Below are 17,600 nucleotides of genomic sequence, written 5' to 3' on the forward strand. Positions count from 1 at the left end.
TGCGAAAAATAGGCGTCGGTTGCTCAATATACGCGGCCTGACCGCGCGGGCTATAGCCTACAACAGCGTCGTGGCAACGCCAATGACGGAGAAGCGAAGTGACCATTCCCATCACCGAGACCGACATCGCCAGCGCACGTGCGCTCATCGACCCGGTTTTCCTTGGCTCTCCGCTGGTGCGACAGGAGACCATCGACCAACAGCTTGGTTGCCAGGTGGCGCTGAAGGTAGAGACACTCAATCCGATCCGCTCCTTCAAGGGACGTGGCACCGAGGCGCTGATGGCCTCGCTTGAGAACAGCCCCTTGCACGTGGTCACCACGTCCAGCGGCAATTTTGGCCAGGGCGTGGCCCGCGCGGCGACAAGACGCGGCATCAGGTCGACGATCTTTTCGACCGACGACATCAATCCGGGCAAGCTGGCCGCGATGCAACGGCTGGGCGCCGAGGTCCGGCTCGTGCCGCAGGGCGACGACTTCAAGGCAGCCGCGCGGCAGGCTGCGGCCAACACGAACGCCTTCTACATCGAGGACGGCGCCCACCCGGAAATCGCCGCTGGCGCCGGCACAATCGGCATGGAACTTCTCCGGCAGGCGCCGGAGCTTGACGCCGTGCTGGTACAGATCGGCGACGGCGCGTTGGTGACCGGCGTCGGCTCCTGGATCAAGGCAACGTCGCCGGGCACGCGCGTCATCGGCGTGACCGCGGCAAGCGCGCCCGCGATGCGCCAGTCGCTTGCCGCGCGCAAGCCGGTAAGCGCCGCCGCACGCACCATCGCCGACGGCATGGCGATCGACACGCCGATCGCGTCGGCCGTCAACGACGTCGCGGCCGTCATCGACGACATTGTCGAGGTGGACGAAGACGCGCTGCTGGGCGCGATGGCGCTGCTGCTGCAGGCAGGCGGTCTGGTGGCCGAGCCATCCGGGACGGCGGGTCTTGCGGCGATCATGCGCAACCGCCCGATGTTCCGCGGACTCAAGGTCGCGACGATCATCACCGGCAGCAACGCCCGGCCCGAATTGCTGGCGGAGGCCGTGACTGCTCCGAAGCCTGCGCTGCGGTAGCACGGGCGAAACACAACAGCAGACGGGCGGCTCGAATGGCCGCCCGAAGAGACCAGCGGCGGTCTTTGGTTACTTCTTCATCGCACCCATGACGGCGCCGACAATAGCGGTCAGAATGCCGCCACCCGCAACGCCGCCGACCGCATCGCCAAGCATGCCGCTCAGCGCTCCTGCCGTCGCCGGATCGCCCATCAGCGAGCCGAGGATCTGACCGCCGGCCACGCCACCGATGGCACCGCTGAGAATTTTCGGCAGCTGGCTCATCGCCGCCTGCTTGACCGCCGCGCCGACGGCCTGGCCGCCGATGATGCCGGTGACGATCTGAACGATGATGGGCATCAATGCTTCCATGGGACATCCCTCCGGTTCACGCCAGCAAGACGCCAGCTTGTCCGATGCAACGCCCGAACCAGACTAAAGTCAAACACGACCTCGGTTGCGTGGAAAGTTCCACACAACTTGTCGGCCATTCGTCACAAAGCGCAAAGTTGACGCTGCCGATACCCTATTCAGCCGCGGCCGCCGCGTGGCGGGGCTGCACTTCGGCCGAATAGTCCTCCATCAGGGTGCGCGCGATCTCGCCGACCTCGAAGCGGTACGGGCCGATTTCGGAGACCGGCGTCACCTCGGCGGCCGTGCCGGTCAGGAAGCATTGCTCGAACCCTTCCATCTCCTCCGGCATGATGGCGCGCTCGACCAGTTGGTATCCACGCCGGCGGGCAAGCTCGATCACGGTGCGCCGGGTGATGCCGTCGAGGAAACAGTCCGGCTTCGGCGTGTGGATCACACCATCCTTGACGAAGAAGACGTTGGCGCCGGTCGCCTCGGCGACCTGGCCGCGCCAGTCGAACATCAGCGCGTCGGCATAGCCCTTGGCCTCGGCAGCGTGTTTGGAAAGGGTACAGATCATGTAGAGGCCGGCCGCCTTCGACTTGCACGGCGCCGTACGCGGGTCCGGTCGGCGATATTCGGCGATATCGAGCCGAATGCCCTTGAGCTTCTGCGCCGGGTCGAAATAGCTCGGCCACTGCCAGATCGCGATCGCGCAGTTGATGCGATTGTTCTGCGCCGACACGCCCATCTGCTCGCTGCCGCGCCAGGCGATCGGGCGCACGTAAGCATCTAGAAAACCTTGCTTTTTCAGCAGGCTGCGGCACGCATCGTCGATCTCCGCGACCGAATAGGGTATCGTGAATCCCAGGATTCGGGCCGATTCGTGGAGCCTTTCGGTGTGTTCGGTCAGCTTGAAGATTTCACCGCCATAGGCCCGCTCGCCTTCGAACACCGCGCTGGCATAATGCAGCCCGTGCGACAGTACGTGGACCTTGGCATCGGCCCACGGCACGAACGCGCCGTTCATCCAGATTGATCCATCAAGCTGATCGAATGGAACGGATGCCATACTCACCTCCCGCGGACCCGAGCCGCCAAACCAAAAATGCTTGGATTCCGTGCCGCCACCCGCGACCGGTCACAATTCTCGCTGATCACACGGCAAAAGGCAAAGGGAAGGAAACGTCACGGCGCAATGCCAGCCTTGCCTTTTCGTTCGCAATCTGCCGAAAAGCTTGTCGAAAATTACCCCTCCGCCCTATATATGTCAATATAGCTGACATATTTTTCGACACAGGAAGTGCCCATGCCCGGCGAGGCTGAAACGGATGCCGTACCGATCAGGACCGCGCTGTCGCGAAAGGACGGCGTCGACCTCGACTTGATCGAGCTACTTTTCTTCGCCTACCGGGACTTCACATCCGATCCGGACCAGATCCTGGCTGCCGACGGCTTCGGCCGTGCCCACCACCGGGTGCTGCATTTCGTCAACCGCATGCCGGGCCTGACGGTGGCCGAACTGCTCGACGTACTGAAGATCACCAAGCAGAGCCTGGCGCGTGTCCTAAAGCAGCTGATCGACACCGGACACGTCGTGCAACTGCCCGGCCCCAAGGACCGGCGCCAGCGCGAACTCTACCCGACCGCCAAAGGGCGCTCGCTCGCCCTTGCCCTTGCGAAGCCACAGTCTCGGCGCATCGGTGCTGCCCTCTTGGAAACGGGCCCGACGCATCGGGATGTGATAGAACGTTTCCTCAAGGCGATGGTGAATCCGGAGCTGCGCGCGCAGATCGACAATCTGCCCGGCCGGCCCGGCAGTCGAGGACCAAACGATGGCCGATGAAATGATCATACCGGGGGACGACGCCCCCCATCTTCTGGTGGTCGACGACGACACGCGCATCCGCACCCTTCTCAACCAGTTCCTGACCGCCAACGGCTACCGCGTCACCGTCGCCGGAACCGCGGCCGAAGCCCGGCGCCAGCTGGCAGGCCTCGACTTCGACATGCTGATCCTCGACGTGATGATGCCCGGTGAAAGCGGCGTCGACCTGACCAAGGCGCTGCGTGAGACCCGCGAAGTGCCGATCCTTATGCTCACCGCACTCTCGGAAACGGACAACCGCATCACCGGGCTGGAGGCAGGCGCCGACGATTACCTGCCCAAACCGTTCGACCCGCGCGAGCTGATCCTGCGCATCAACAACGTGCTCCGCCGCGGTGGTCCGCCGCAATCGCCCAAGGTCGAGCAGATCGTCTTCGGCCCCTATACCTTCCAGATTGCGCGCCGCGAACTCAAGCGCGCCGGCGAGGGCATCAAGCTGACCGACCGCGAGCAGGAGATTCTCGCCATCTTCGCCGAACGGCCCGGCGAGACGATCGCCCGCCACGAACTGGTCAGCGGCGACGCCGAAGTCGGCGAGCGCACCATCGACGTCCAGATCAATCGCCTGCGGCGCAAGATCGAACGCGATCCGGCCAACCCGATCTGGCTGCAGACGGTACGCGGTGTTGGATACCGTCTGAGCGTCGAATAGACTGGCCTGGTCCGGCAGCGGGAGATGCACGGGCGCGAGCTTCCACGGAATCGCTTGATGGCAACGACGAGCGAGACATCACCGGCCGAACCGACCGGCATCGCCGGTCGGGTCACGCGCGCCCTCAGCCCGGTGCCCAACACCTGGCGACGGTTCTGGCGGCGCGTCTCGCGCTACATGCCGAAGCGGCTCTACGCCCGCTCGCTGATCATCGTGATTGCGCCGATGATCCTGCTGCAGTCGGTCGTGGCCTTCGTGTTCATGGAGCGGCACTGGCAGACGGTGACCCAGCGACTTTCGAAAGCCGTCACCCGCGACATCGCCGCCGTCATCGACATGATCGAGACCTATCCGGACGAGGCCGGTCATCAGAACGCGGTGCGCATCGCGCAGGAACGCCTGTCGCTCAAGGTCGACATCATGCCGCCCGACCCCCTGCCGGCACCGGGACCGAAGCCGTTCTTCTCGATCCTCGACCAGATTCTGAGCGCCGAGATCACCGCCCAGATCAACCGGCCGTTCTGGATCGATACGGTCGGCAATTCCAACATTGTCGAAATCCGCATCCAGCTCGACGACAAGGTCCTGCGTGTCTTCGCGCGCCGCAGCCAGGCCTATGCCTCCAATACCCATATCTTCCTGTTGTGGATGGTCGGCACCTCGCTGGTGCTGATCGTCATCGCGGTGCTGTTCCTGCGCAACCAGATCCGCCCGATCCAGCAACTGGCGGAGGCCGCCGAGAGTTTCGGCAAGGGTCGGCCCACGCCCGAGGACTTCCGCCCCCGCGGCGCCGACGAGGTCCGCCGCGCCGGCCAGGCCTTCCTGCAGATGCGCGAGCGCATCGAGCGCCAGATCGAGCAGCGCACGGCCATGCTGACCGGCGTCAGTCACGACTTGCGCACCATCCTCACCCGCTTCCGGCTTCAACTCGCCGTCTCGGGGCGCAAGGCAGATGTCGAGGCACTCGATAACGATATCGAGGACATGCAGTCGATGCTGGAGGGTTATTTGTCCTTCGCGCGCGGAGAGGCGCTGGAGGATACCGGCGGACTGAACCTTGAGACCCTGTTCGCCAAGCTGGCCGAGGAAGCCAAGCTGCGCAAGCGCAAGCTCAGTGTCCAGCTCTCGGGCGATCCCGAAGTGCACGTGCGCCCGACCGCCTTTTCGCGACTGATGACCAATCTGGTCGGCAACGCCTTCCGCTACGCCCAGACGGTGCACGTCAACGCCGCCCACGGCCGGGGCTCCCTCGTCGTCACCGTGGACGACGATGGTCCCGGCATTCCGTCGGAGAAGCGCGAGCACGTGTTCCGGCCCTTCGTTCGGCTCGATTCAGCACGCAACCAGGATTCAAGCGGTACCGGCCTTGGCCTGTCGATTGCCCGCGACATCGCCCGCAGCCATGGCGGCGACATCACCCTCGACGACAGTCCGCTTGGCGGCCTGCGCGCCGTGGTCCGTATCCCGGCCTGATCGGCTACGGAAACGATCGGAACTATTCCTCGTCGCGTTCGGCCATCGGCTGCTCGGTGAAGCCCTCGACGTCGGAGATTTCCTCCACGTCGCGCTGGATTTCGAGCGGGCTGGTCACGTAGATCGTCAACAGCCGCGCGATCGATTCCAGCGCATGCTCGTGGATGCGTTCATAGCCGTGCGAGGCGTCGATGCCGAACGCCACCAGCGAGGTCCGGACATCGTGGCCGGCCTCCACCGCCGAGGCCGAATCGGACCGGTAGAAGCGAAACACGTCCTTCTGGAAATCGATTTCGTGCTCGCGGCAAAGTTCGACCAGCTTCTTGGTCAGGTGATAGTCGAACGGTCCGGTCTGGTCGGCCATGGCGATCGTCACCCCGAACTCCGATGAGTTCTGCCCCGGCGCCGTCGTGCCGTTGTCGACGGTGACCATCGAGGCGACCTCGGGGGCGACGATCGAGGTCGCACCGACCCCGACCTCCTCGGCGATCGTGAACAGAAAATGGATGTCGACCGGGGTCCGTGCTTCTGCCCGTTCAAGCGCCTCAACGGTCGCCAGCGTGATAGCTGCGCCGGCCTTGTCGTCGAGGTGGCGCGACACGATGAAGCCGTTGTCGAGAAACTCCGGCTGCGGGTCGATTGCGACGATGTCGCCGACATCGATACCGAGCGCCCGCGTCTCCTCGACCGAGGTCGTCAAGGCGTCGATGCGCATTTCGAGATTGGTCCAGTCGACCGGCTGGGTATCGACCTCGTTGTTGTAGGTATGCCCCGATGCCTTCAGCGGCAGGATGCTGCCGCGAACGATGGCATCCTCGGCATAGATGTTGGCCCGCGCGCCCTCGGCGAAGCGTGACGACCAGCTGCCAATCGGTACCAGTTCCAGGCGACCGTTGGCTTTGACCAGCTTGACCTGTGCGCCCAGCGTGTCGAGATGCGCCACCACGGAACGTGCACCGGAGCGGCGGCTGCCCTGCCGCACCGCGCGGATCGCGCCACGCCGGGTCAGTTCCGGCTTCAGGCCGAGACGTTCCAGTTCCTCGGTGCAGTAGCGCACGATGGAATCGGTATAGCCGGTCGGGCTGTCGATCGACAGCAGCGTCTTCAACTGGCCGATCAGATAGTCCATGTCGATCTTCATGCCCGTCACGTCGCCGCCTCCGCCAGCGTACGTGCCGACGCATCCGCCCATGGCATGCGCGAATGCGGGAAGAGAAGATCGATGAAGCGTTCCGCCGTCGGTTGTGGCTCGTGATTGGCAAGGCCCGGCCGCTCATTGGCCTCGATGAACACATAGTCGGGTTTCGTCGGCGCCTTCACCATCAGGTCAATGCCGACGACCGGGATGCGGATGGCGCGCGCCGCCGCGCAGCCCGCCTCGACGAGCCGCGGATGCACGATCCCGGTCACGTCATGGATCGAGCCGCCAGTGTGCAGGTTCGCCGTCTTGCGCACGACGATCTCGTGTCCTGCATCGGGTTTGGTTTCCAGCGTCAGCCCCTGCGCCGCCAGGCAGCGCAGGGTCTCGTCGTCGATCGGGATACGGCTTTCCCCTCCTGTCGCCGCCTCGCGCCGGCGCGACTGGTGCGCGATCAGTTCACCGATATCATGCTCGCCGTCGCCGACGACACGCGGCGGACGGCGCACGGCGGCGGCGACCAGCTTGCCGTCGATGACGACGAGGCGAAGGTCTTCGCCCTCGAAGCAGGATTCGACCAGCACCCGATCGGAGACCTTGTGCGCCTCGGCGACCGCGCGCTCGATATCCCCCATCGTCTCCAGCCCGACGGCGACGCCGCGCCCCTGCTCGCCGCGCGCCGGCTTCACGACGACGCTTCCGTGCCTTTCGAGGAACGGGGCGACGTTGGCCGCGTCCGCGTCGGCGGTCATCTGCTCCGGCACCACCAGTCCGGCCCGCTCGACGACGCGGCGCGTGACGGCCTTGTCGTCGCAGATCGACACTGCGACACCCGAGGTCATCTCCGACAGGCTTTCGCGGCAATGCACCGAGCGGCCGCCATAGGTCAGGCGAAAGAACCCGCCCTCGGCGTCCGTCACCTCGACCTTGATGCCGCGCCGATGCGCCTCGTCAACGATGATGCGGGCATAGGGGTTGAGCGCGTCCTGGTTCTCGATCGGTGTCACGAACAGCTTTTCATTGATCGAGTTCTTGCGCTTGACGGCAAAGATCGGCACGCGCCGAAAGCCGAGCTTGTCATAAAGCGCAATCGCCTGCTCGTTGTCGTGCATCACGGAGAGGTCCATGAAGGCGGCGGAGCGGGCCTGGAAGTGCTCGGCCAGCCGCCGCACCAGCATCTCGCCCACCCCGGGATGGCGCGTTTGCGGATGTACCGCCAGGCACCACAACGACGAGCCTTTCTCCGGGTCCGCGAAGAGCCGCTGATGGTCGATGCCGGTCACCGTGCCGATCACCTCGCCGGTCTGCTCGTCCTCGGCAACGAAGTAGGTGATCGCGCGGCTGTCGCGCTGCGCCCAGAAGAAATCCGGGTCAACCGTCACCATGCCGCGCGATGCATAGATGTTGTTGACCGCCTCGGCATCGCTTTTCGACGAAAGCCGGCGGACGAAGAAGCTCTTCGGCTTGCGCCGGCTTGGGCGGTACGTGGACAGGTCGAGCCGATAGGTGTGCGACGGATCGAGGAAGGTTTCCTGCGGCGCCAGCGACAGGATCACGTGCGGATCGCGGATGTAAAAGGCGATGTCGCGTCGTTTGTCGCCTTCCTCGCCAAGCGCGGCGATGATGCTCTCATTGTCCGGGTAGGTCTGCGCAAAGAGCAGCCGGCCCCAACCGCAATCGAGCGCGACCTCCCCGCGCATCGCGCTCTGCTCGGCCTCGCCATGCGCGATCGGCGGCTTGAGCGAGTCCGCGCGCAGGCGCTTCAGCCGATAGCCGAGCGCCTTTTCCGCACGGCCCGAATGGGGTTTGGCGTCCGTACCGCGGTCCTTGGTCATTGGCCTAGATCCCATGCGTCTGCAGCCACATCTCCAGGAGCCCCACCTGCCACAGTTCCGAGCCGCGCAGCGGCGTGATGTGCTCGGAGGGCGCTTCGAAGAGCGTTTCCAGATAGTCCTTGCGGAAAAGCCCGCGCTCGCGCGCTGCCTGCGAGGTCAGCGCGTCGCGCACCATGTCGAGATAGGGTCCGTCGACATATTTGAGCTGCGGCACCGGGAAGTATCCCTTCTTGCGGTCGATCACCTCGCTCGGCACGACCTGGCGCGCGACGTCCTTCAGGACGCCCTTGCCGCCGTCGCGGATCTTCTCCTCAGGCGGGATGCGCGCGGCAAGTTCGACCAGTTCATGGTCGAGGAAAGGCACCCGCGCCTCCAGCCCCCAGGCCATGGTCATATTGTCGACCCGCTTGACCGGGTCATCGACCAGCATGACATTGGCATCGAGCCGCAACGCCCGGTCGACAGGCGTATCGGCGCCGGGCCGTTCCAGATGCTCGCGCACGAGTTCGAGACTTGGGTCGACGCCGTTGATCCAGTCCGGACCGAGCTGGGTCTTCAGCTTCTCGTGCGAACGGTCGAAGAAGACCTTGGCGTAGTCGCCGACGACATCGTTGGAATTCATCAGCGGCGGGTACCAGTGATAGCCGGCGAACACCTCGTCGGCGCCCTGGCCCGACTGCACCACCTTGATGTGCTTCGAGACTTCCTGGCTCAACAGGTAGAAGCCGACATTGTCGTAGGAGACCATGGGTTCCGACATGGCGCCGATCGTGCCGGGCAGCGCGTCCATCAGCTTGTCCGATGGCACGAAGATCTTGTGGTGGTCGGTACCGAAACGCTCGGCGATCAGGTCGGAATAGACGAACTCGTCGCCCTTCTCGCCATTGGCCTCCTCGAAGCCGACCGAAAAGCTCATCAGTCCGGTCTGGCCCGCTTCGGCGAGCAGACCGACGATCAGACTGGAATCGACACCCCCCGACAGGAGCACGCCCACCGGCACGTCGGCCACCATCCGCCGCTTGACGGCAAGCCGCAGCGCTTCCAGCACGCGGTCGCGCCATTCCTCCGCGCCGACGCCGCTGTCGGCCGGATCGCGCTCGTGCGGCGGGTTCCAGTAGACCGACTGGCGGCTGACGCCGTTCGCCTCGATGACGCGGATCGTCGCCGGCGGCAGCTTGCGCACGCCCGAAAGGATGGTGCGCGGCGGCGGCACCACGGCGTGGAAGCTCATGTAGTTGTGCAGCGCGGCCGGATCGATCTTGGTGTCGACGTCACCCGCGGCCAGAAGGGCCGGCAGCGACGACGCAAAACGCAGCCTTTCGACATCCTCGGCGAGATAGAGCGGCTTGATGCCGAAGCGGTCGCGGGCCATCACGACGCGGCCCGTTTCGCGCTCCTGCAGCACGAAGGCGAACATGCCGTGAAACCGCTCGACGCATTCTTCGCCCCACGCATGCCAAGCCTTCAGAATGACCTCGGTGTCGCCGGTCGAGAAGAACCGGTAGCCCTTGCCTTCCAGTTCCGTACGCAGTTCCGGATAGTTGTAGATGCAGCCATTGAAGGCGATGGTGAGCCCGAGTTCGGGATCGTTCATCGGCTGGCGCGCGCGCTCCGACAGGTCGATGATCTTCAACCGCCGATGCCCGAAGCCGGCATTGCCGTGGATCACGATTCCGGAGCCGTCGGGGCCTCGTGGCGCCAGCGCGTCCGCCATCCTTGAAATTGCGATGGCGGACGGTTCCGCCCTGTCGAATCTGATCTCACCACAAATGCCGCACATATGCGCGTGTTCAAACCTCCGTTGTCGTTGGGGATGCCATTGCTTTCGTGGCCGGTTTATTATAGTTCGAATTATTAGAAGTCAAATCATTCCCGGCTGCCGATGAACGAACAGCAGATTAAAAACGCGCCAAGCGGCGAATCGTTCCCTTCGGGGGAGCTTCGCGGCCTGATGAAATCGATCCGCCGCATCGTCCGTTCGATCGACCTTCAGTCGCGGGCGCTGGCGCGCGCCAGCGGTTTGACGACGCCGCAGTTGGTAGTGCTGATCGGCGTTGCCGAACTCGGCGAGGTGACCACCAACGCGCTGTCCGAGTTCGCCGACCTCAGCCCGGCGACGGTCGTCACCATCCTGGAAAATCTCGAAAGCCGCGCCATCGTGGAGCGTTACCGCTCGACCGCCGACCGGCGCATCGTCTATACGCGTCTGACCGACAAGGGCCGCGCCATGGTCACAGCTTCACCCGGCTATTTCGGCGCCGAGTTCGTCGACCGTTTCGCCGATCTGCCGCACGAACGACGCAAGGCCATGCTCGCCGGCCTTGAGGAACTTGCCCGCATGATGGCACGGGCCTGACAGGCGCTTGCCCTGGCGCGCCGGGGGAGCAGCTTCCGCTCGATTGCGAAAGTCGCAAATGACGACCAACCTCTCACCCCGCCTCGTGGCGATCGTCGACGCCCTGCCGCTCAGGCCCGGCATGCGCGTGCTGGAGATCGGCTGCGGCCCGGGTGCGGCCGCGCGCGAGGTCGCGCGCCGGATCGGCACCGGTCACGTGCTCGCCACCGACCGTTCGGCCCGGGCGATCGCGCAAGCGCGCTCCGCGTGCAGCGAGGAGATCGCAGCCGGTCTGCTGAGCCTGCGTCAGGTCGCGGCCGAAGAATTAGCCCTTGAGCCGGGCGAAGAGCCGTTCGACATCGCCTTCGCGGTCAGGGTCGGTGCCTTCGATGGTCGCCATCCGGAGGCCGGTCGCCGAGCCATGCCCCGCATCGCCGCCGCGCTCAAGCCGGGCGGCCTGCTTTACGTCGACGACGGCAATCCTCTACGGGCGGTCAGGCTGCACGAATAGGGCACGGAACCTGCTTCAGAACAGCCGGCCGCCGTCCGGCACCTTCTTGTCGATGGCGGCGAGTACCACCTCGCCGTCCTCGTCCGGAAAGCCGAGCGTCAGCACCTCTGACAGGAACTTGCCGATCTGGCGCGGCGGAAAATTCACCACCGCCATCACCTGGCGCCCGACAAGCTGCTGCGGCTGGTAGTGCCTGGTGATCTGCGCAGAGGATCTCTTCACGCCGATCTCGGGGCCGAAATCGACCCTCAGCTTGATCGCCGGCTTGCGTGCTTCCGGATAATCCTCGGCGGCCACGATGGTGCCGACCCGGATATCGACCTTGTCGAAATCGGCAAAGCCGATCTCTGGCTTCCTGTTACCGCCGGAATTCATGCGTTTTGCGGGCTCACGCGTTGCCCTGGGTCTCGAACAGCGTGCCGGAGAGCGCGTCGCGGGCGGAGACCCCGGACCAGACCACGAACTGGAAGGCCTGGAAATAGCACTCGCAAGCTTCGAGCGCGCTGGCGAGCAGCATTTCGACCTGCTGCGCCGTCGGTTCGACCCCGCCCGCCAGAAGCAGCGCCTGACGGAACATGATCGCGCCTTCCTGCTCCCACAGGTCGAAATGGCCGATCAGCATTTGTTCGTTGATCAGCGCCAGGAGCCGCATGACCTCGGTCACGCGCTGGTCGGTCACCTTGATATCGAAGGCGCAGGCCAGATGCAGCGCCTCATACTCTTCCATCCACGAAAAGGAGATGTGGTAGTCGGTCCAGTTGCCCGCGACCGAGATCGCGATCTCGTCATCGCCGGCGCGTTCGAAAGCCCAGTCATTCGCATGCGCGACCTGTTCGATCACGTCGACCGGATGGGCGGTGCGAGCGAGGTCGAGTTCCAGAAGGCTCATAAAGAATTCCCTGTCATTGTGGGAGCGCCATCGCGCGCTCCGCTGGCAACGCGCACGCGCGACAAACCTTGAAGACGCCGGGCGGGCACAACGCGGCCAAACCAAACCTGGCCGATCCACCCCTCCCCCGGCGCATGACCCTGAAACGAATCATGCAGTAAATTCAGTGTATTGATACAGAGTCGGAGTGCCAGCGCTTTTTTGCCCGAACAGCGCCCTCATGTGGATAGACCGTTTGCCGGCGTTTTCGTGCCCGCGCGTAAGGGATTCTGCATCAAGCCTTTTTTGCAGTCCGAGCCTGTGGAAATCGGCACAAATTATTTTGGCGATTTCGGCTCCTGGCCGCCCTTTTTGGCCTTGCCGGTGGCGTCTCCGGCAAGTTTGGCCTCGAGTTGTTCCAGCCGCGCGGCCAGCGTCTTGTTTTCGGCCCGCGCCTTGACCGCCATTTCGCGCACGGCCTCGAACTCCTCGCGCTGGACCACGTCCATCGAATTGAGAATGCGTTCGGCCTGCGCCCGGAACGCCTGTTCGACCTCGTTGCGCACGCCCTGCGCCGCGCCCGCCGCGTCCGTGAAGAGCTTGGCGAGGTCATCGAGAATGCGGTGTGGTCCGCCCGGTCCGGTCGTGGTCATGGCGAATGTGTCTCCGTGCCCTATCGAGGTAGTGGGCGCGCGCGCCGAATGCAAGCCGCCCGGCGCCGGTGTCCCCTGCAAGGCCCTTGTGCAGCCGTTCGAACCCTAGCTTGACCGGGCTGCCATCCCCGCGCATATCTCCGCGCGTTCGCCATAACGGCGCCGGAGGCCTGCTTGACCGAATACCTGCTCGTGCCGCTGGCCGTGCTTCCCTTCCCCGAGATCGACCCGGTGCTGATCAGCATCGGCCCGCTCGCCATACATTGGTACGGGCTTGGCTACGTCATCGGCATCCTGTTCGCATGGTGGTACGGCAAGCGTCTCCTGGCCAATGAGCGCCTGTGGCTGCCGGGCGGCGCGCCCATGCGGCCCGACGACCTCGACGACTTCATCGTCTGGGCGGCGGCGGGCGTCGTGCTCGGCGGGCGCATCGGCTACATCCTGTTCTACGATTTTGCCCGCTACATCGAAAACCCGCTCGCCATCCTGGCCGTCTGGGAGGGCGGCATGTCCTTCCATGGCGGCTTTCTCGGCACCACACTCGCCATGATCCTGTTCGCGCGTTCGCGCGGCGTCGGGGTATGGCGCTTGTTCGACGTGGTTTCAGCCGGCGTGCCTGTTGGCCTCGGTCTGGTCCGGGTCGCCAATTTCGTCAATTCCGAGCTCTGGGGTCGCCCGACCGACGTGCCTTGGGCCTTCATCTTTCCCAATGGCGGACCCGAACCGCGCCACCCCAGTCAGCTCTACGAGGCGCTGCTCGAAGGCCTGGTGCTGTTCATCGTCCTGCGCCTTTTCACTCACCGATTCGGCGCACTTGCCTCGCCCGGGCTGGTGTCGGGCGCCTTCGTCACCGGTTATGGCCTGTCGCGCATCATCGTCGAATTCTTCCGCGAGCCCGACGCCCATATCGGCTATCTCTTCAGCGGCTGGCTGACGATGGGCATGGTGCTTTCCTTGCCGATGGTGCTCGTCGGCTTGTGGGCCATGATGACGGCAAGGCGCGCCGCCGCGGCATGAACGCGCTTGGCGAAAAGATCGCCGGGCTGATCCGCCAGACCGGACCGATACCGGTCGGCGACTATATGGCGATGTGCCTGTTCGATCCCGAGCACGGCTATTACACCACCCGTCAGCCCTTTGGCGCCGCCGGCGACTTCACCACCGCGCCCGAGGTCAGCCAGATGTTCGGTGAACTGGTCGCGGTCTGGCTCTACTCGGCCTGGCGACTGGCAGACATCGCCGACCGGGCGACGATCGTCGAGATCGGGCCGGGCCGCGGCACGCTGATGGCCGACGTCATCCGCACCCTGCGTCGCCTCGACCCCGCATTCCTGGCCGCGGCCCAAATCGCCATGGTCGAGGCCAGCCCGCGCCTGACCGAGGTTCAGCGCCGGACGCTTGCCGATGCCGGCGCCAAGGTCGCCTGGTATGGCTCCTTTCGCGACGTTCCCGCCGGACCGCTTCTGGTTGTCGGCAACGAGATTTTCGACGCCCTGCCCCTGCGCCAATTCGTGAAGTCCGGCGATCACTGGCTCGAACGGCATGTCGGGCTCGACGCGAACGGCGGTGCCTTTCGCTTTGTCGCAGGCGCCGGCACGCTCGACGCCGGGCTGCTGCCCGCAAGCGCCGGCATTGCCCCTGACGGCGCCGTTTTTGAGGTCGCCCCGGCCCGCACCGCCCTTATGGAGGAAGTCGCCGTGCGCATAGCGTCTCATGACGGCGCCGGCCTCTTTTTCGACTACGGTCACCTCGAGCCGGATCTCGGCGACACCTTGCAGGCCGTGCGCGCGCACGAATTCGCCGGCATTCTCGACACGCCGGGCGAGGCCGACCTGACGTCCCACGTCGATTTTTCCGCGCTGGCCGCAACCGCTGCTCAGGCCGGCCTTGCTGCCCACACGATGACCCAGGGCGATTTCCTGCTCGCCATGGGATTGCTGGAGCGCGCCGGGCACCTCGGCGCGTCGGGCGACGCGACCCTGCGCGAACGTCTCGCGAGCGAAGTCGAGCGGCTCGCCGGCCAAGATAAAATGGGAAGCCTTTTCAAGGTATTGGCTCTTTCAAGACCCGGCAGGACGGTCCATCCCTTCGGCCGGGCGGATTGACTTGCCCATGTCCCTGCCCCACGATCCGCGCCGCGGCGGCAACCAACGGCAAGGCGAAGCATGCTGAACGATTTGAGGCCGGAGCCCATCCGAACACCCGCGCTTGCCCAACTCGACGGCATCGACCATGGCTTTTTCACCCGCAAAGGCGGCGTATCGGACGGGCTCTATGCGTCCCTCAACGTCGGCCTCGGCTCCAGCGACGATCCGGCACTCGTGCGCGAGAACCGGGCGCGCGTGGCGCGTCAACTCGGCGTTGCCCCCACGCATCTGGTCACCCAGTACCAGGTCCATTCGGCCGAGGCGCGCATTGTCCGCGAACCGGTCGCCGGCGATCGTCCGGAGGCGGACGGGCTCGTCACCGACGTGCCGGGGCTGGCGATCGGCGTCCTGACCGCCGATTGCGGCCCGGTGCTTTTCGCCGATCCCGAGGCCCGCGTCATCGGCGCCGCGCATGCCGGCTGGCAGGGCGCGTTTGGCGGCATCCTGGAATCGACCATCGAACGCATGATCGAGATCGGCGCCAGGCGCGACAACATCGTGGCCGTCCTCGGCCCGTCGATCAGCCAGAAGAACTACGAGGTCGGCCCCGAATTCGTCGCGCGCTTCCGGCTTGCCGATCCGAAGAACGACCGCTATTTCGCGCCCGCCGCCCGGGAACGACACGCCCAGTTCGATCTCAACACCTACACGGTGGACCGGCTTCGGGCAGCGGGCATCGGCGCGACGCAGGTAGATCGCTGCACCTATGCCGAGGAGGAGTTGTTCTTCTCCTACCGGCGCACCACACATCGCAAGGAGCCGGACTACGGTCGGCAGATTTCGGCAATCGTTCTGGAGGGGAACTGATGGCTTTGCATTTCGAGCGCACGGAATTCGATGCGCGGAAGGACCGGCTGTTGATCGAAATGGCCGACCGCAAGCTCGACGCCATGCTGCTCTTCGCCCAGGAGAGCATGTACTGGCTGACCGGCTACGACACCTTCGGCTTCTGCTTTTTCCAGTGCCTCGTCGTGAAGGCGGACGGCCAGATGGTTCTCCTGACCCGCTCGGCCGACCTGCGCCAGGCTCGCCACACCTCGATCATCGAGGACATTCGCGTCTGGACTGATCGCGACGGCGCCGATCCGACTGTCGACCTGCGCAATCTTCTCAACGACCTCGACCTGCTCGGCTGCCAGATCGGCGTCGAATACAACACCCACGGCCTTACCGCGTTCAACGGGCGCAGGCTCGACGAGCAGCTCCAGACCTTTGGCAAGATCACCGATGCCTCGGCCGTGGTCAGCAGGCTGCGGCAGTTCAAGAGCCCGGCCGAGGTCACCAAGGCGACCAAGGCGGCCCAGCTTGCCGACGACGCTCTCGACGCCGCGCTGCCGCTGATCAAGCAGGGCGGCGACGAAGGCGAGATCTTGGCCGCCATGCAGGGCGCGATCTTTGCCGGCGGCGGCGACTATCCGGCCAACGAATTCATCATCGGCTCCGGTCCCGACGCGCTCTTGTGCCGCTACAAGGCCGGCCGTCGCAAGCTAAGGAAGAACGACCAGCTGACGCTGGAATGGGCCGGCGTCTATCACCACTACCACGCGGCGATGATGCGCACCGTCGTGCTCGGCAAGGTCTCCAAGCGCCATCAGGAACTGTTCGAGGCGGCACGCGCCGCCATGGGCGCGGTAGAGGAGGCGATGGTGCCCGGCAAGACTTTCGGCGATGTCTTCGACGCCCATGCCCGTGTCATGGAAAGCCATGGCCTTACCCGTCACCGCCTCAACGCCTGCGGCTATTCGTTGGGGGCACGCTTCACGCCGTCATGGATGGACCAGCCGATGTTCTACGCCGGCAATCCGGAGCCGGTCGCACCCGACATGACCTTGTTTGCGCACATGATCATCATGGATTCCGACACCGAGACCGCGATGACGCTCGGGCGCACCTATCTCACGACGGATGGCCCGCCCACCTCTCTGTCCCGCCACGATCTCGACTTGATCGTGCGCTGAAGACCGGTTTCGGTTAGAATTGCGCGCCGTCGTCGCCAACAGGGAGGAACAGTGAGGTGCGCCGCAAGACGCCTTTCGCCATCTGTTGCCTTCTTGCCGTTGCGGCCCTTGCCGGCTGCAGCAGCACCGACGCGCTCGACCCGAACGCGGTTCGCGCCGGTCGGAGCGGCGTGCCGGTGAACGCGCTGGCGCCACAGGAAGGCAATGGCAACCTGCCGACCCCGCCACAGACGGCAAACCTCGCCCAAGCCGATACGCGGCTGGCCTTCGCGCCCGTTGTCGGCCCCACGGTGGCCGCGGCCACGCCGCTCGCCAACCGCCTCTCGGTACGAGCCGCCCAGCGCGGGCTCGCCATCACCGGCGGCGGCGACACGCCCGCCACCCATCTCCTGAAGGGCTATTTCTCCGCCATCAGCGAGGACAAGGAGACCATCGTCATTTTTGTCTGGGACGTGGTCGGTCCCGACGGCAATCGCCTGCACCGCATCCAGGGCCAGGAGCGCGTCGCCTCGACCGCGCCGGACGCTTGGGCGGCAGTCCCCACGGCAACGATGGAAACGATCGCCGATCGCACCATCGACGAGTTTTCGACATGGCTTGGTGCGGGCCGGGGGTGACCTCGTCCGCCACCACGCCGGCGGCTCCCGCATTGAAACCCTTTCTTTGGATTAGCGTTACGAATTGGCCGGCGCGCGCTTGCAATAGCGCCGTGCATCGCTAAAAGCCGCCTACATATCTCGCCGAC

At 65.1% G+C, this 17,600-nt stretch carries 19 protein-coding genes; 11 read left to right on the forward strand and 8 right to left on the reverse strand.

The annotated features are described in order from the left end of the window. Positions 1 to 98 precede the first annotated feature (98 nt). Positions 99 to 1,067: a threonine ammonia-lyase gene (locus FQ775_RS11695; RefSeq protein ID WP_146300674.1), complete on the forward strand. Its 969-nt coding sequence runs from the start codon at positions 99 to 101 to the stop codon at positions 1,065 to 1,067. Positions 1,068 to 1,136: 69 nt separating this feature from the next. Here the strand turns inward: FQ775_RS11695 and FQ775_RS11700 are convergent, their stop codons facing one another. Further along, the gene (locus FQ775_RS11700) at positions 1,137 to 1,418 is read right to left on the reverse strand and encodes a hypothetical protein (protein ID WP_146300675.1); all 282 of its coding nucleotides are present in this window, start codon (positions 1,416 to 1,418) and stop codon (positions 1,137 to 1,139) included. A 154-nt stretch (positions 1,419 to 1,572) separates the two neighbouring features. Continuing rightward, on the reverse strand, positions 1,573 to 2,469 hold the full coding sequence (locus FQ775_RS11705; protein WP_146300676.1) for a branched-chain amino acid aminotransferase: 897 nt from the start codon (positions 2,467 to 2,469) through the stop codon (positions 1,573 to 1,575). A gap of 237 nt (positions 2,470 to 2,706) precedes the next feature. Between FQ775_RS11705 and FQ775_RS11710 the strand changes: the two genes are divergently transcribed. Genes FQ775_RS11710 through FQ775_RS11720 form a run of 3 tightly spaced genes read left to right on the forward strand, consistent with a single transcriptional unit; the run spans position 2,707 to position 5,410 of the window. Beyond that, positions 2,707 to 3,243 (forward strand): MarR family winged helix-turn-helix transcriptional regulator, encoded by a 537-nt coding sequence (locus FQ775_RS11710; RefSeq protein WP_146300677.1) that lies wholly within the window; start codon positions 2,707 to 2,709, stop codon positions 3,241 to 3,243. Further along, a complete protein-coding gene (locus FQ775_RS11715; protein ID WP_146300678.1) occupies positions 3,233 to 3,937 on the forward strand; it encodes a response regulator in 705 nt (234 codons plus the stop codon). The genes FQ775_RS11710 and FQ775_RS11715 overlap by 11 nt, the downstream gene beginning before the upstream one ends. A 57-nt stretch (positions 3,938 to 3,994) precedes the next feature. Beyond that, positions 3,995 to 5,410: an ATP-binding protein gene (locus FQ775_RS11720; protein ID WP_146300679.1), complete on the forward strand. Its 1,416-nt coding sequence runs from the start codon at positions 3,995 to 3,997 to the stop codon at positions 5,408 to 5,410. Positions 5,411 to 5,432: 22 nt separating this feature from the next. Here FQ775_RS11720 and FQ775_RS11725 read toward each other — a convergent pair whose 3' ends face one another. The 3 genes from FQ775_RS11725 to FQ775_RS11735 are packed head-to-tail and all read right to left on the reverse strand — an operon-like array spanning position 5,433 to position 10,163. Further along, positions 5,433 to 6,560 (reverse strand): osmoprotectant NAGGN system M42 family peptidase, encoded by a 1,128-nt coding sequence (locus FQ775_RS11725; RefSeq protein ID WP_167812925.1) that lies wholly within the window; start codon positions 6,558 to 6,560, stop codon positions 5,433 to 5,435. Further along, a complete protein-coding gene (ngg, locus tag FQ775_RS11730; protein WP_146300681.1) occupies positions 6,557 to 8,383 on the reverse strand; it encodes an N-acetylglutaminylglutamine synthetase in 1,827 nt (608 codons plus the stop codon). Before ngg ends, FQ775_RS11725 begins: the two co-directional genes overlap by 4 nt. 4 nt (positions 8,384 to 8,387) lie before the next feature. Beyond that, the gene (locus FQ775_RS11735) at positions 8,388 to 10,163 is read right to left on the reverse strand and encodes an N-acetylglutaminylglutamine amidotransferase (protein WP_146300682.1); all 1,776 of its coding nucleotides are present in this window, start codon (positions 10,161 to 10,163) and stop codon (positions 8,388 to 8,390) included. A gap of 171 nt (positions 10,164 to 10,334) precedes the next feature. On the opposite strand from FQ775_RS11735, the gene FQ775_RS11740 reads away from it, so the two are divergent. Then, the gene (locus FQ775_RS11740) at positions 10,335 to 10,739 is read left to right on the forward strand and encodes a MarR family winged helix-turn-helix transcriptional regulator (RefSeq protein WP_246730331.1); all 405 of its coding nucleotides are present in this window, start codon (positions 10,335 to 10,337) and stop codon (positions 10,737 to 10,739) included. A gap of 58 nt (positions 10,740 to 10,797) precedes the next feature. Further along, positions 10,798 to 11,229, forward strand: a complete 432-nt coding sequence (locus FQ775_RS11745) for an SAM-dependent methyltransferase (RefSeq protein ID WP_146300684.1) — start codon at positions 10,798 to 10,800, stop codon at positions 11,227 to 11,229. 15 nt (positions 11,230 to 11,244) lie between these two features. Here the strand turns inward: FQ775_RS11745 and FQ775_RS11750 are convergent, their stop codons facing one another. The 3 genes from FQ775_RS11750 to FQ775_RS11760 all read right to left on the reverse strand — a co-directional run bounded on the left by FQ775_RS11750 (position 11,245) and on the right by FQ775_RS11760 (position 12,750). Beyond that, positions 11,245 to 11,604 carry a tRNA-binding protein gene (locus FQ775_RS11750; RefSeq protein ID WP_146300685.1) on the reverse strand — a complete coding sequence of 120 codons (360 nt, stop codon included), beginning with the start codon at positions 11,602 to 11,604 and terminating at the stop codon, positions 11,245 to 11,247. A 13-nt stretch (positions 11,605 to 11,617) separates the two neighbouring features. Continuing rightward, positions 11,618 to 12,118, reverse strand: coding sequence for a type III secretion system chaperone family protein (locus FQ775_RS11755; RefSeq protein ID WP_146300686.1), 501 nt, complete (start codon positions 12,116 to 12,118; stop codon positions 11,618 to 11,620). Positions 12,119 to 12,435: 317 nt separating this feature from the next. Next, positions 12,436 to 12,750 carry an accessory factor UbiK family protein gene (locus FQ775_RS11760; RefSeq protein ID WP_146300687.1) on the reverse strand — a complete coding sequence of 105 codons (315 nt, stop codon included), beginning with the start codon at positions 12,748 to 12,750 and terminating at the stop codon, positions 12,436 to 12,438. A 174-nt stretch (positions 12,751 to 12,924) separates the two neighbouring features. On the opposite strand from FQ775_RS11760, the gene lgt reads away from it, so the two are divergent. The 5 genes from lgt to FQ775_RS11785 are packed head-to-tail and all read left to right on the forward strand — an operon-like array spanning position 12,925 to position 17,472. Next, positions 12,925 to 13,767 (forward strand): prolipoprotein diacylglyceryl transferase, encoded by an 843-nt coding sequence (gene lgt, locus FQ775_RS11765; protein ID WP_146300688.1) that lies wholly within the window; start codon positions 12,925 to 12,927, stop codon positions 13,765 to 13,767. Further along, on the forward strand, positions 13,764 to 14,855 hold the full coding sequence (locus FQ775_RS11770) for a class I SAM-dependent methyltransferase (RefSeq protein ID WP_146300689.1): 1,092 nt from the start codon (positions 13,764 to 13,766) through the stop codon (positions 14,853 to 14,855). Before lgt ends, FQ775_RS11770 begins: the two co-directional genes overlap by 4 nt. A gap of 60 nt (positions 14,856 to 14,915) precedes the next feature. Beyond that, the gene (gene pgeF, locus FQ775_RS11775; protein ID WP_146300690.1) at positions 14,916 to 15,704 is read left to right on the forward strand and encodes a peptidoglycan editing factor PgeF; all 789 of its coding nucleotides are present in this window, start codon (positions 14,916 to 14,918) and stop codon (positions 15,702 to 15,704) included. Further along, positions 15,704 to 16,855: a M24 family metallopeptidase gene (locus FQ775_RS11780; protein ID WP_146300691.1), complete on the forward strand. Its 1,152-nt coding sequence runs from the start codon at positions 15,704 to 15,706 to the stop codon at positions 16,853 to 16,855. Before pgeF ends, FQ775_RS11780 begins: the two co-directional genes overlap by 1 nt. Before the next feature lie 56 nt (positions 16,856 to 16,911). Beyond that, the gene (locus tag FQ775_RS11785) at positions 16,912 to 17,472 is read left to right on the forward strand and encodes a hypothetical protein (protein ID WP_246730332.1); all 561 of its coding nucleotides are present in this window, start codon (positions 16,912 to 16,914) and stop codon (positions 17,470 to 17,472) included. Positions 17,473 to 17,600 lie beyond the last annotated feature (128 nt).

Source organism: Nitratireductor mangrovi, from assembly GCF_007922615.2.
GTDB classification, from domain to species: domain Bacteria; phylum Pseudomonadota; class Alphaproteobacteria; order Rhizobiales; family Rhizobiaceae; genus Mangrovimarina; species Mangrovimarina mangrovi.